This window comes from Biomaibacter sp. TOL (genome assembly GCF_059717795.1).
The window spans coordinates 3,389,311-3,402,435 of sequence record NZ_AP046092.1; the positions used below are offsets into that span (position 1 = coordinate 3,389,311).

General features: G+C 42.8%; 17 protein-coding genes. 12 read left to right on the forward strand and 5 right to left on the reverse strand.

The genetic code is table 11. The features are described 5' to 3' along the window. Positions 1-44: 44 nt before the first annotated feature. The 3 genes from AC6I1H_RS16610 to AC6I1H_RS16620 are packed head-to-tail and all read right to left on the reverse strand — an operon-like array spanning position 45 to position 1,082. Entirely contained in the window at positions 45-617 is a 573-nt protein-coding gene (locus AC6I1H_RS16610; RefSeq protein ID WP_497738627.1) for a manganese catalase family protein, read from the reverse strand. An 18-nt stretch (positions 618-635) separates the two neighbouring features. After that, positions 636-890 (reverse strand): spore coat protein CotJB, encoded by a 255-nt coding sequence (locus tag AC6I1H_RS16615; protein ID WP_497738628.1) that lies wholly within the window; start codon positions 888-890, stop codon positions 636-638. Between the two features lie 21 nt (positions 891-911). Beyond that, positions 912-1,082, reverse strand: coding sequence for a spore coat associated protein CotJA (locus tag AC6I1H_RS16620; protein ID WP_497738629.1), 171 nt, complete (start codon positions 1,080-1,082; stop codon positions 912-914). 336 nt (positions 1,083-1,418) lie between these two features. Between AC6I1H_RS16620 and AC6I1H_RS16625 the strand changes: the two genes are divergently transcribed. Together AC6I1H_RS16625 and AC6I1H_RS16630 are read left to right on the forward strand one after the other, a co-directional pair. Next, complete coding sequence (locus AC6I1H_RS16625) at positions 1,419-1,706, forward strand: DUF7990 family protein (RefSeq protein WP_497738630.1); 288 nt, start codon at positions 1,419-1,421, stop codon at positions 1,704-1,706. Positions 1,707-1,730: 24 nt separating this feature from the next. Further along, positions 1,731-2,657 carry an ArsA family ATPase gene (locus AC6I1H_RS16630; RefSeq protein WP_497738631.1) on the forward strand — a complete coding sequence of 309 codons (927 nt, stop codon included), beginning with the start codon at positions 1,731-1,733 and terminating at the stop codon, positions 2,655-2,657. A gap of 144 nt (positions 2,658-2,801) precedes the next feature. On the opposite strand, the gene cysK is transcribed toward AC6I1H_RS16630, so the two are convergent. Further along, complete coding sequence (cysK, locus tag AC6I1H_RS16635; protein ID WP_497738632.1) at positions 2,802-3,743, reverse strand: cysteine synthase A; 942 nt, start codon at positions 3,741-3,743, stop codon at positions 2,802-2,804. 94 nt (positions 3,744-3,837) lie between these two features. Next, entirely contained in the window at positions 3,838-5,319 is a 1,482-nt protein-coding gene (locus AC6I1H_RS16640) for a ThiF family adenylyltransferase (RefSeq protein ID WP_497738633.1), read from the reverse strand. Positions 5,320-5,602: 283 nt separating this feature from the next. Between AC6I1H_RS16640 and copZ the strand changes: the two genes are divergently transcribed. From copZ to mrdA, 10 genes are all read left to right on the forward strand, one after another. Continuing rightward, positions 5,603-5,842 (forward strand): copper chaperone CopZ, encoded by a 240-nt coding sequence (gene copZ, locus AC6I1H_RS16645; protein WP_497738634.1) that lies wholly within the window; start codon positions 5,603-5,605, stop codon positions 5,840-5,842. A gap of 151 nt (positions 5,843-5,993) precedes the next feature. Next, complete coding sequence (locus tag AC6I1H_RS16650; protein ID WP_497738635.1) at positions 5,994-6,377, forward strand: NusG domain II-containing protein; 384 nt, start codon at positions 5,994-5,996, stop codon at positions 6,375-6,377. Between the two features lie 26 nt (positions 6,378-6,403). Further along, positions 6,404-6,958 carry a Gx transporter family protein gene (locus tag AC6I1H_RS16655; RefSeq protein ID WP_497738636.1) on the forward strand — a complete coding sequence of 185 codons (555 nt, stop codon included), beginning with the start codon at positions 6,404-6,406 and terminating at the stop codon, positions 6,956-6,958. Then, the gene (locus AC6I1H_RS16660; protein ID WP_497738637.1) at positions 6,939-7,187 is read left to right on the forward strand and encodes a DUF4321 domain-containing protein; all 249 of its coding nucleotides are present in this window, start codon (positions 6,939-6,941) and stop codon (positions 7,185-7,187) included. The genes AC6I1H_RS16655 and AC6I1H_RS16660 overlap by 20 nt, the downstream gene beginning before the upstream one ends. Before the next feature lie 11 nt (positions 7,188-7,198). Beyond that, positions 7,199-7,777: a Maf family protein gene (locus tag AC6I1H_RS16665; protein ID WP_497738638.1), complete on the forward strand. Its 579-nt coding sequence runs from the start codon at positions 7,199-7,201 to the stop codon at positions 7,775-7,777. 19 nt (positions 7,778-7,796) lie between these two features. Further along, positions 7,797-8,492, forward strand: coding sequence for a RadC family protein (gene radC / locus AC6I1H_RS16670; RefSeq protein WP_497738639.1), 696 nt, complete (start codon positions 7,797-7,799; stop codon positions 8,490-8,492). A 42-nt stretch (positions 8,493-8,534) separates the two neighbouring features. Next, complete coding sequence (locus tag AC6I1H_RS16675) at positions 8,535-9,569, forward strand: rod shape-determining protein (protein ID WP_497738640.1); 1,035 nt, start codon at positions 8,535-8,537, stop codon at positions 9,567-9,569. 14 nt (positions 9,570-9,583) lie between these two features. Continuing rightward, positions 9,584-10,438 carry a rod shape-determining protein MreC gene (mreC, locus tag AC6I1H_RS16680; RefSeq protein WP_497738641.1) on the forward strand — a complete coding sequence of 285 codons (855 nt, stop codon included), beginning with the start codon at positions 9,584-9,586 and terminating at the stop codon, positions 10,436-10,438. 2 nt (positions 10,439-10,440) lie between these two features. Continuing rightward, the gene (mreD, locus tag AC6I1H_RS16685) at positions 10,441-10,938 is read left to right on the forward strand and encodes a rod shape-determining protein MreD (protein WP_497740842.1); all 498 of its coding nucleotides are present in this window, start codon (positions 10,441-10,443) and stop codon (positions 10,936-10,938) included. Between the two features lie 16 nt (positions 10,939-10,954). Next, on the forward strand, positions 10,955-13,033 hold the full coding sequence (gene mrdA, locus AC6I1H_RS16690) for a penicillin-binding protein 2 (RefSeq protein ID WP_497738642.1): 2,079 nt from the start codon (positions 10,955-10,957) through the stop codon (positions 13,031-13,033). The last annotated feature ends 92 nt before the right edge of the window (positions 13,034-13,125 follow it).

A 13,125-nucleotide genomic window follows, 5' to 3' on the forward strand; every position in this document is an offset into this window, starting at 1 on the left:
TCGGCGGTTTTACATGTATATATACTTATATTTTTACTTTCAGTTTAATATATATGCTTATTATTCATATATTCCCTCACCAGCATGAGAGTTTCACCAAACCTTTGGAAATGCACCACTTCCCGTTCGCGCAGGAAGGATAGTGTAGCTATGACACCAGCATCGTCGGTTAAATTTATCAGGTGCTCGTAAGCGGTGCGAGCCTTCTGTTCTGCGGCCAGATCTTCATGCAGGTCGGCTATGGGGTCACCGGTCGCCTGTATATATGCGGCGGTCCATGGGACACCGGCGGCATCATGGGGATACGGAGCATGATCGTGCTGGGCGTAATGGTCGCCCATGCCGGCTCTGCGAAGCTGTTCCGGCGTGGCGCCGTCGGTGAGCTTATATATTAAAGTGCCTATGATTTCCCAGTGGGCAAGCTCTTCGGTGCCTATATCGGTTAAAACTGCCTTTGCCTGGGGGATAGGCATGGTGTATCGCTGAGTGAGATACCTTACTGCAGCGGAAAGTTCGCTGTCAGGGCCGCCGTATTGGGCAAAGAGATATTTGGCCATAGCCATATCCGTCCTGGAAACATTGGCCGGGTATTCCAGCTTTTTTTCATAATACCACATTCGGTTTCCCTCCGATCTTTAATAGACTATTTCCCAGGGCCAAGGTTCATTGATGTATTGATAAGGATATTGAGATAAGGAATCCAGCCGCAGCGGCCCGTATCTTTCTTCGTAACTGGCCTTTAACTGATAAGACATCCTGGCCAGTTTATTATGTTCGTCTAAAGCCTGGCGGTCTTCGGGATGGGTATCCAGGAAAAGAGCAAGTTCGTATACTCCAAAATCCACTGCCTGTATCTCTTTTATCATCTCCACCATATTGTTGCCCGGCATATTGTCCACCTCCAGATTATTTTACGCTGTAGTTCTTCTCGGATACGGCCTGTATAATTCGGGGAAAAGCGTGCCGTAACATAGCGCTGTCCTCAAATCAAAAATGTCGCCATATATCTGCATGGGCACATAGGCCTCGGCAAGTTTCATATCCATGTGGTAGTCTCTATTTAAATCATCCAAATTGCTCATACCGATTCCTCCCATCACATTATTTATACCTGTTTTCAATAGTATATTATGCTGTGATATTTTTTTCGGTTCCAGAAATCATTCTACAAATGAGTATGCATCCTGCCTTGGATTGCCATTTTTATAAAATGATCGGATAAACGGTCTGCTTCCATTCAGAGTTGATTTTTGACCGGACAAAGCCAAAACAAGGCCGTTCAGGGAAAGTTTTAACTTATAAAAGAAATAAAGGTATATAATTATGCTAAGAATTCAAATTAGACAGAAAACTATCTTATGAGTAATAAGAACTACACACCAAAATCCTGTAATTTTTCCGGGAGGGGTGGAATAACCATGAAGTCTGACAGAATAAAAACTTCGTTGGAAAATATAAAGTTATTCTTTAAAGGGGCTTTTGACCTGGAAAATCAGGCCACCTTTCATCTGAAAAAGAAAGCTATGGATGAGTCGGATAATTTCTATCTCTTATTGTTTCCAGATTTATTGGGTTTGCCTACCCCTACGTCTTATTATACTTTAGAGATCCTGCCTTATGTTGCTCAAGAACTGGATGGCTGGGAGAACAGGATTTTAAGGAGGAAAGATGTCCTGGGAGACAGGTGGGGAGATTTTTGCTGTTAAAATAAGCTTGTAGAGGGGGGTTCTATGAATAAATTTGTGTTCTTCGGTGGCAAGGGCGGAGTGGGAAAGACAACATGTTCAGCTTCATTTGCGTGGCTCTGCGCACAAAAGGGTAAAAAGATCCTGGCTGTTTCCACAGACCCCGCCCACTCTTTAGGGGATATTTTTGAAATTCCTTTAGGCCCGGAAATAAAAGAAATACAAAAGAACCTGTATGGACTGGAGATCGATCCGGAGCAGGAAAGTAAAAAATATATTGAAAAAATCAAATGCAACATGTCCACTATTTTGAGCCCGGTCATAATCGACGAAGTGGAAAAACAACTGGATGCGGCTTCAGTATCACCAGGTTCCGAGGAATCAGCCATCTTTGATAAATTTGTGGAAATAATAAATTCTTATGGAAATGAATTTGACACTGTAGTCTTTGATACTGCCCCTACGGGTCATACATTGAGACTGTTATCCCTTCCGGAACTTCTCGGCGGATGGCTCGACCGTTTGCTGGACAAGCGCAGAAGAGCGCTGGAACTTAAGCAAATGGCGAACTTTGACAAGTCCAGGAAATTGATAGATGACCCCATCATTAAAATTCTGAGTACAAGAAAGGAGAACCTGGAGAAAGTCAGAAAAATATTGATAGATGACAGGATGATAAGCTTTGTCTTTGTGCTGAATCCGGAGAAATTGCCTATCGAAGAGACGAAAAAAGCTGTAAACATACTTGATAAATATAAAATACCGGTGAACTACTTGGTGGTAAATAAAGTGATGCCTGAATCTTTTAAGGATGAATTCTGGGTATCAAGAAAAGCCCTTGAGGAAAAATACCTGGATGAAATAAAGTCCACCTTTCCCACAAAAACTATCATCTATCTGCCTTTATTAAACTCGGATGTAAGGGTACATGACATCCAACGAATCGCCGATTATTTCAAAAATATGGTCTGATGAAAAAAAGCGGCAGAAAACATGCCATGTTATGGGCGAGTTTCTGCCGCGGTCATTCTCTAAGTTATTCAACCTGCGCATTTTGGTTATAACCTGGAACCAAAAAGAAATTCTGCGCACTATTAATGAAGTGGCATCATAATCTTACTCTTCATAGAATAGATCTTCCACACTCAGATATCTTTCTCCCGTATCCGGAAGTACGGCCACTACCAGATCGCCTGGTTTCAAAGTTTTCGCCGTTTTTTGCGCGGCGAAAACCGCGGCTCCAGAGGATATGCCTGCCAGAATGCCTTCGGTGACGGCAAGTTTACGGGCGGTTTCATAGGCGTCTTCGTTGCTGACAGTAACAACTTCATCTACCAACGAAAGATCCATAACCCCGGGTACAAAACCTGCGCCTATACCCTGAATTTTGTGAGGGCCGGGCTTTCCTCCGGAAAGCACGGGAGAAGCGGCAGGTTCTACAGCGATAACTCTAATACCCGGAATCTGTTTTTTTAAAACCCTTCCAACTCCTGTCAAAGTTCCGCCGGTTCCAACGCCGGCTACAAAGGCGTTGATCTTGCCGCCGGTCTGTTCCAGAATCTCCATTGCTGTAGTTTTTTCGTGTATGGCGGGATTTGCAGGATTTTCAAACTGCTGGGGCATAAAATAGTCTTTGTTCCGACTTACGAGTTCCATTGCCTTATCAACGGCACCCTTCATCCCCAATTCTGGAGGCGTCAGGACGAAATCGGCGCCGTAAGCCTTTAGAAGTTTCCTGCGTTCGATGCTCATGGATGACGGCATAACAAGTAAAAGTTTATACCCCTTCACCGCACAAACCATGGCAAGACCGATTCCTGTGTTGCCGCTGGTAGGCTCCACCACAGTGGAACCGGGCTTTAAAATGCCCTTTTTTTCTGCGGCATTTATCATATTAAGAGCTATACGGTCTTTAACACTGCCGCCGGGATTGAAGGATTCAAGTTTTCCGGCTATAATGGCGCCTCCTTCCGGCGAAAGACGGGACAGTTTTACCATGGGCGTTTTACCGACGAGATCGAGGATGGAATCATTGATACTGCTGTATTTATTATTCATTTACCTCATCTCCTTTAATAGTTTTAAAAAGAATTACTATTTAAAGATGATGCGAGTGAAAGACCACTGCACCAGCAAATGATGCTGCATAGTTTTATATTTCATATTCTATGAGCTCTTTTATCGAAGGATTTTCGCCGCATAGCGGACAATTTGCATCCCGGCGCACATTTGTGAGTCGAAAATCCAGATCCATTGCATCAAATATTATTAAACGGTTCTGTAAAGTGTTTCCTATACCTGTCAATAGTTTAACGGCTTCAACCGCTTCAATAAATCCCATCACTCCGGGCACGGGTCCAAGTATACCGGATTCGGAGCAGGACGGAATACTGCCGGCCGGCGGTATTTCGGGGAAAATACAACGATAACAGTGGCCTTTTTTTGGAACTACTGTCGTGCCCAGGCCGTCAAACCTGAGAACTCCTGCTTCGGCCAGCGGTTTTCCTGCAAAAAAGCAGGAGTCGTTTAAAAGGTATCGCGTGGGGAGATTGTCTACACCGTCTATTATCACGTCAAAATCCCTTATTATTTGCAGGGCATTGGATTTTGTAAAACGGGTTTCATATGTAATTACATTGACTGCAGGGTTCAACTTTCTGATAAATACTTCCGCGGATTTTACTTTGGGAGTTCCTATACGGGAAGTGGAATGAAGTATCTGTCGGTTAAGGTTGCTTATTTCCACGCTGTCGCTGTCCACAAGTCCTAAAGTGCCCACTCCGGCCAGAGCCAATGCATAAGCCGCAGGAGAGCCGAGACCGCCGGTGCCCACAATGAGTATCTTTGCGTCGGACATTTTCTTTTGAATATCATCCGTCTTTTTTTCCGACGGAAGATGTGCAGGGCCGTTAAAAACCATACTGTCATTGTCTTTGAGCCTCTCAAAATTCATAGTCAGGAGATCAAAATAAAGCGGTTTTTCCGACAAATTGCCCAGATTCAGACAGAGTTTAATGGATTCAATTGCGGTCAGGGTGCCTGCAAGAAAGCAGGAAAACAAATATCCCAGAGTCGGACTATTTTCCCCGTCTGTTGAAATAATGGTCTGCCCAAAAAATAAGCTGTTGAATGGAGAAGCATTTTCGGGATTTTTAACGGTCTGTATAACTCCCCGCCAATTTTCTGTTGCGGCAAAAATGGTCGGAATATAATGTGGTTTAGCGGTGAAACTTGTACGAATATTGAATGGCTCCATTGTAATGTCAATCATGTTTTTTATAAAATTACAATCTCCAAAGATTATACGGCACGACAGCTTTTTTTCGGGGCCTTCATAAGTATTTTGAAATTTTGTGGTTATCTCCGAGAACTCCATCCTTTCAATCAATACATCCGGGTTTAAATCTCGCAACTTTTCCATGAGAGGCTCCATATCTTCATAGTCATCAAAATAACATTTTATACCCCCTATACCGGAAGATACCAGGTAGTACATCATCGTAGCCGCAAACCGGGCCGACTTTGCGAATACAGCCACGTTTGATTCCAACAGGGTTTTCTGACCCGAACCGCTGATTTCCGGCATTATAATGTGCCTCATGTACCTGTAAATCTTTTCTTCAGGAAGTATCAATTCAACCTCCTCCACAAAAATATATTTAATAGATAGATTTACTGTACATTATTTTATACCTGTGCAACATTTTTTTCAACAGCTTGAAATGAAATCTTTGAAATGAAATGCTACTGCTATAAACAATCAAAATTCCTCCCAAGATTAAGTAATCACAATAATCAACTTGACTTCGTCATTAAATTGAATTAAAATTAATATACCCCCATAGAGTATATTGAATTTAATTTTTTACTTTGGGGATATTAAAATCATAAATTTAAAATGTTGGAGGTATGGGAAAATGTCTCATTGCTGTGGTCACGATCCGATCAGGTCGGATATTACCCTCAATGTGGCAGGTATGTCCTGCGCCCACTGCAAGAAGGCCATAGAAACTTCAGTTGGAGTTTTGCCCGGCGTATCCAAAGTGGAAGCTGAAGTTAGTCTTGGCAAAGTAAATGTATCTTTCGATCCTTCAAAAGTAAATTTGGACGATATAAAAAAAGCAATTCAAGACGCAGGGTATGATGTGAAAGAATAGGTTCAGGGGATGCATGAGAAGATTTTATGGAGTTTTTTGGTTTACTTCATAAAATCTTTTTTTATATTGTCTCCTTAGGGAATTTTTCCACTTGTTTTGGTTGGAATAAAATGTTACACTATGTTTAGATTAAAGCAGGCAGGAGTATTTCATGGTTACAAAAGGTGACAAGGTACTCATAGTGTTTATACTGATCAGTGCCGCTTTAATATTTGCCGGATTTCAAGTGTGCGGCTTTGGCAGCGACAAAACCTATGCTGTCATAGAGGTAAATGGACAACCTTACCAGAAGATATCCCTGGGGCAGGACGGCCCGGAATTCCAGGTTAAGGTTCCGGGAATCCTAGGGGAAAGTATAGTGGAAATCGATAAGGATAAGGTAAGGATGCTTTATTCGCCATGTCCCGATAAAGATTGCGAGCGCCAGGGCTGGGTAAGCCGATCCGGTCAGATGATAGTATGTCTGCCGAACAGAGTCGTGATTAAAATTGAAAGCGACAGAACTAAAAACGACCTGGACGGTGTGAGCTTTTAAAACATAGATATAAAGGATGAATACACTTGATTAAACACCGGAAGATAATATATCTTTCCCTTCTTGTGACATTTGGCCTTGCGCTTCACGTCATAGAAAACATGATACCTGTGCCTTTTCCAATCCCCGGTGCAAAACTTGGCCTGGCTAATATTATTTCACTCCTGGCTATAGTGATGTATGGTGTTAAAGAAGGCTTGACGGTAAATATCCTTCGATGCCTTATAGGGGCATTGCTGACGGGTTCCATGGCAAGTCTCTTATACAGTCTGTCGGGAGCCATCCTGAGCACCTTGATGATGGCCCTGTTTTATAAATATTTTAAAAAAGTTTTCAGCCTGGTGGGGATAAGCATTGTCGGTGGGGTTACACATAATTTTACTCAGGTAACCGTGGCAGGGATTGTTCTTTCCACTTTTGGATTATACGTGTACTTGCCGTTTTTAATGATAATCGGGCTTTTTACCGGTTTTTTCACAGGCATTGCAGCCACATTTATATGTCAAAACCTTTTTGTTGTACTTACAAAATTCAATTTGCCGGGAGAGGAGAGGATAAACAATGAGACGAAGTTATCGTAGTACTGCCTTGCTGGTTATAATATTAATGGTAGGTATGATAATAGGAGGTGTTCTGGGGCAGGTCCTAGGCAAATATGCGCCCTTTCTTGCTTATGGAAAAAGTATAGGCCTTTCCCCTGCAAAACTGGATCTGGGCATTGCTACGCTTACTTTTGGCTTCAACATTACCCTGAATCTTGCGGCGGCCATAGGTCTGATTCTTGGCGTAATCTTGTATCAGCGCATGTAGAGGCGATAAACGTGTCGAAAAAGTTGATTCTTGCATCGGCATCACCAAGACGGAAGTTTCTTTTATCGCAACTTGGGATTGATTTTACTGTAGAGCCCAGCATCGGTGAAGAAAATATCGATATTAACCTGCCGCCAGCTGTTGTAGCGGTTAACCTGGCGGAAAACAAGGCCAGGAATGTTGCATTGAGACATAATGACAGCCTTGTCCTTGGCGCCGATACAATAGTAGTAATAGATGGCCGAATTCTTGGAAAACCCAGAGATAGCGAACAGGCGATGGAGATTCTTTCCCTTCTGAGTGGAAGGTGGCATTCCGTTTATACCGGAGTTGCCCTTATTGATGCCGAAACTGGAAGGCAAATCAAGGATTATGAAGAAAGCAAGGTAAAATTTAAATATCTCTCAGCAAGAGAAATAAAAAACTATATCAATACCGGTGAACCCTTTGATAAAGCCGGAGCTTACGGGATTCAGGGGAAAGGTTCGCTGCTTGTTGAGAAAATTGAAGGATGTTATTATAATATTGTGGGGTTGCCTCTGTTCAAATTGAACTCCATGCTTTTGAAATTCGGAATAGAAATACTTTAATATCGGGAGGAAGTCATAATTGACGGAAAGTTTTACAATAAAAGATTTACCAAAAGAAGAACGCCCAAGGGAGCGCATGGAACGTTATGGAGCGCAGGTATTAAGCGATGCAGAGCTTCTGGCGGTTTTGATTAGGACCGGTACGCCTTCCGAATCGGCATTGGTCCTGGCCCAGAGGATATTAAAAGGAAATGGAGCAAAATCCGGTCTAGCTTTTGTGGCAGAGAGCAGTATCGAAGAACTGTCCGAAATTCGCGGCATCGGGCTGGCAAAATCCGTCCAGATAAAAGCTGCCGTAGAGCTAGGCCGCAGGATTTCTTCATATGCGGGGCACAATCCGACCATTATAAACACCCCTGTTGATGTTAAAAATTTGCTCATGGAAGAGATGAGATTTTTAGAAAAAGAGCATTTCAAAGTTATTTTGCTGAATATAAAAAATCATGTTATTTCAGTGGAAGACATATCCATAGGAAGCCTTAATTCTTCCATCGTGCATCCCCGGGAAGTGTTTAAACCGGCCATTCGAAGAAGCAGTGCCGCCATAATTCTGGTTCACAACCACCCCAGCGGTGACCCTACGCCAAGCCGCGAGGATGTGGATATAACCAGAAGATTGGTGGAAGCAGGCAGAATACTGGGGATCGAGGTTGTTGATCATATTATAATAGGCAACGGGATTTATATTAGCCTAAGAGAAAAAGGAATAATATAATAAATAAAAACATGATGCGAGTAGAAAGGAGAAAAATTTTTCATGGTTTCTTTTTTCAATATGCTGTCAAGAGATCTGGGTATTGATTTGGGGACCGCAAATACGCTGGTTCATGTTAGAGGAAAGGGCATAGTCCTGAGGGAACCTTCAGTCGTGGCCATCCAGAGAGATACTGGAGCCATTCTGGCTGTGGGCGATGAGGCAAAGCAGATGATTGGCCGTACGCCGGGCAATATCATAGCTATCCGCCCCATGAAAGACGGAGTTATTGCTGATTTTGATACGACTCAAAGCATGTTAAAATATTTTATTTCAAGGGCACTCAAAAGCAGGACATTTATAAAACCGAGAGTAGTGGTAGGGGTTCCCTCCGGTGTAACCGAGGTGGAGAAAAGAGCGGTAATTGACGCTACGCTTCAAGCGGGTGCTAGAGAGGCTTATCTTATTGAAGAGCCGATGGCCGCAGCCATCGGTGCCGGGCTTGAAGTAAACGAACCTACCGGGAATATGGTAGTTGATATAGGCGGCGGGACTACCGAAGTGGCTATTATTTCACTGGGCGGCATAGTTACCAGCAAGTCCATTCGCATTGGCGGAGATGAGATGGACGAATCCATTGTATATTACATTAAAAAGGAATATAATCTTATGATTGGCGAGCGCACGGCGGAAGAAATCAAGATTTCAATCGGTTCCGCTGCGGACAGGCAAAAAGAAGAATCCGTGGAAGTCAGAGGAAGGGATCTTGTAACGGGACTTCCTAAAACCATCAAGGTTACTTCCGAAGAAGTAAGGGCCGCTCTAGCAGAACCCGTCAATAATATTATTGATGCCATAAAAGTAACTCTGGAAAAGACTCCTCCGGAACTGGCGGCGGATATAATGGATAGGGGCATAGTTCTAACCGGTGGCGGTTCCCTCCTGTCAGGTTTGGATAAAAGAGTGAGCAAAGAAACAGGAATGCCGGTGCATATTGCCGAAGAACCTCTGGATTGTGTGGCCATGGGAACGGGGAAGGTGCTGGAAGGCCTGGACACATGGAGAAGGGCGCTTATTTCTCCTAAAAAAGTAGGTTAGAGGACGTGGTATTTTTGTTTAATATTTTCAGAAGCAAAAGATTATGGCTTCTGGGCATCGTTTTGTCTGTGCTTATATTTACTATTAATTATACAGCTAAGAATGAATATTTTTTAAACAGATTGGGGTTTCCGGTAATAACGGTGTTGAGCCCCGCGCAAAAAGTCTTATCCTCAGTGAGTGTTACCATAAAAGAGGGTTTCAGCACCATTCCCGATATGCTCACCCTGAAAAAACAAAATGAAGAGCTCCAAAAACAGGTCAGAGAACTAGAACAATACAAACAAAAGTTTCTGGAATACCAGAGAGAAAACATAAATCTTAGAAGTATGCTGGGCTTAAAACAGCGCAATTTTCAATACGAGCTGGAAGCGGCGGAAGTTATAGGCCGGGATCCAGGGAACTGGTTTAATGTGATTTTGATTGACAAAGGAGAAGAAAGCGGCATAAAAAAAGACATGGCCGTTATTACTGACCAGGGGCTGGTCGGGTATATCCTGAGTGTGGGGAAAAATTTTGCAAAAGTGATACTTATTACCGATGATCGGAGCTCTGTCAGCGCCATGATAGAACGCACCCGTGACAACGGCATATTGAAAGGGACCATAGATCCGGCTCCCAGGGGATATATAAAAATGGTTTACCTGCCCCAGGAAGCAAATATCGTAAAGGGCGATGTGGTAATTTCTTCGGGTTTGGGCGGGCTCGTTCCAAAGGGCATTATAATAGGAGAAGTAATCGAGGCCCGGAAGGAACCTTATGATCTGATGCAATACGCCATTGTAAGACCCGAGGTTGACTTTCAGAAGCTTGAACAGGTATTCGTAATAAAAAGCCATGATGGTAATCAGGGAGGTAACAATCCTTGAGAATGGCGGCATATGTTTTAATTATGTGTGTACTTGTGGTTTTTCAATCTACTGCGATGGAACTTTTAAAAATAGGTGGAATAAAACCGGACTTACCCTTAGTTTTTGCTTTATGTACAGCACTTGTAAAAGGGGAAAGTATGGGCGCTTTTATGGGTTTTATCAACGGTGTTTTGGAAGATATAATATATGGAAGGTTTTTGGGTTTTGCTGCCCTTATAAAATTCCTCACCGGTTATATTCAGGGATATATTACCAGAGATATATTCAAGGGGCCTGTCATTTTAACCATGAGTTTTACTTTTCTGGGAACTCTGATTTACAATATCATTTTTATTTTTTTAAGTTTAATCTTCGGGGAGATTGCAAACCCATGGTATTTTTTAATGCCGATTGTTCTGCCTTCGGCTCTTTTTAATATGGTTGTTTCACCCTTTGTATATTGTGCGGTTATTAAAATAGAAAAATTTTTTGATTATTATTTTAATGTGAAATACTGAGCTTGAGGGGATACCTGTGGATGTTAAGAAACTGGAAAAACGTTTATATATTTTCATAGGCGCCGTAGTATGTGTATTTTTATTTTTGGCTGCTGGCCTTTCTACGCTTCAGATCGTCAGGGGTGACGAATATGAAAAACTGGCTCAGGAAAACCGAATAAGGCTAATTCCTGTTACGGCTCCTCGGGGAGTATTTAAAGATAGGTACGGCAGGGAACTTGTCAACAACCGCCCCAGTTTTACGGTATCTTATATGAATGTAAATTCAAAACCAGATGAACAGGACAATGTTTTTCAAACATTGAGCAGGATTTTAAAGATACCTCTTTTCACTGATGTTTCAAACGAACAATATGTACTTGACAATAACGGAGAGTTTATATTGAATCAGATACCCGTGGTAGACTTGAACGGCGACGGAAAACGAGATGAAAATGATATCAAGGTCGTTGAAGAGGTTTCGGGCAAACAGGTAAAACCGCATAAAATAGATTTTTCTACCGGTAAAATAAGTTTGAACCTGAAACCGGGTACCAAGGTGCTTGTCACATATCGTTTTGACACATTTAGAAATAAAATAAGGGACCAGGGATATAAAAAATATATGCCTGTGCGTTTGAAAACCGACGTGGATTTTCAAACCATTTCAATGATAGAGGAAAGCCGTCTGCCTGGAGTAGTTATTGAAGTGGAGCCGATCCGCAACTATTTATATGGAAATATAGGTTCTCACATATATGGATATGTGGGAGAAATCAATCAGCAAGAACTTCAATCCCTTAAAGATAAAGGTTACAGGCCGGGTGACCTGGTGGGCAAGATGGGGCTTGAAAAAGAGCTGGAGCATTATTTAAAGGGAAAAGACGGTGGTCAACAGGTAGAAGTGACATCGACTGGCAAACCCATAAAAGTTTTGGGCGAAGAACCGCCGGTTCCCGGAGATACGGTAAATCTTACCATCGATGCAAGGTTGCAACAGGTGGCTGAAAACGCCCTGCAAGGGCAGTTAATAAAACTGCAGACAGATAAAGTTCACCCATTTCCGAATGCAAAAAAAGGCGCTGTGGTGGTTCTCAATGTAAAAACCGGAGAAGTTCTGGCGATGGTGAGCGTTCCGGATTTTGACCCCAATATGTTTGCCAGGGGGATTACCCAGAAAGAATGGCAGAGCCTTGTCAACAATCCGTTGAGACCTATGGTCAATACAGCCATATCCGGGACGTATCCTCCGGGTTCTGTATTTAAAATGGTGACTGCCACGGCTGCTCTGGAAAAAAAAGTAACAACAGAAAACGAATATATTTATGATACTGGCGTCTATTGGACCATAGCTCCCAAAAAAGACTGGAAACCCGGCGGACATGGCAATGTAAATATCGTGAAAGCTCTTGCCCAGTCGTGCAACATATTTTTTTATGAAATGGGAAGACGCCTAGGGATAGACAATATAGAAAATTACGCCAGGATGTACGGTTTGGGAAAGCTGACGGGAATTGAACTTCCGGGAGAAAAGGCTGGAACCGTGGCAGGCAGAGATTATAAAGCCGGCGCTTTCAAAAGGGTGGAAGATAAAGTATGGTACCCCGCCGAAACCCTGGATGCGGCTATAGGGCAGGGATTTCATAGTTACACGCCGCTGCAGATCGCCAACTATGTAGCAGCGATAGCGAACGACGGCTACTGGATGAAGCCTCACATAATTAAATCCATTGTGGACGCCAACGGTAAAGTGGTGCTGGAAAAGAAACCGGAAATTGCGGGAAAGCTGGACGTATCGGCAAAAACCTTTGAAATAATAAAAAAGGGCATGAAGGGAGTCGTATCGCCTGGAGGCACCGCTTATTCGGTATTTGCCGACTTTCCTATCCCGCTGGCCGGGAAAACCGGGACGGCTCAATGGGATGTGACGAAAGATCCCCATGGCTGGTTTGTTACTTTTGCCCCTTTTGATAATCCCGAAATTGCCATAGTCGTATTTATAGAGCAGGCTGGTTCCGGTGGAAATACGGGCGGTCCCGTAGCAAAAGCGATATTGGAAACATACTTTCATCTTAATGTAAATACCAACCAAGAAGATTTCCTGGTTCAGCCGTAAAAAAACCGGAATCTTTACAGATTCTGGTTTTTTTCATTTAAAAAAGAAGGATTTGCCTGTTTTTTGAAGAATAATTATGTTATATGAGCGTT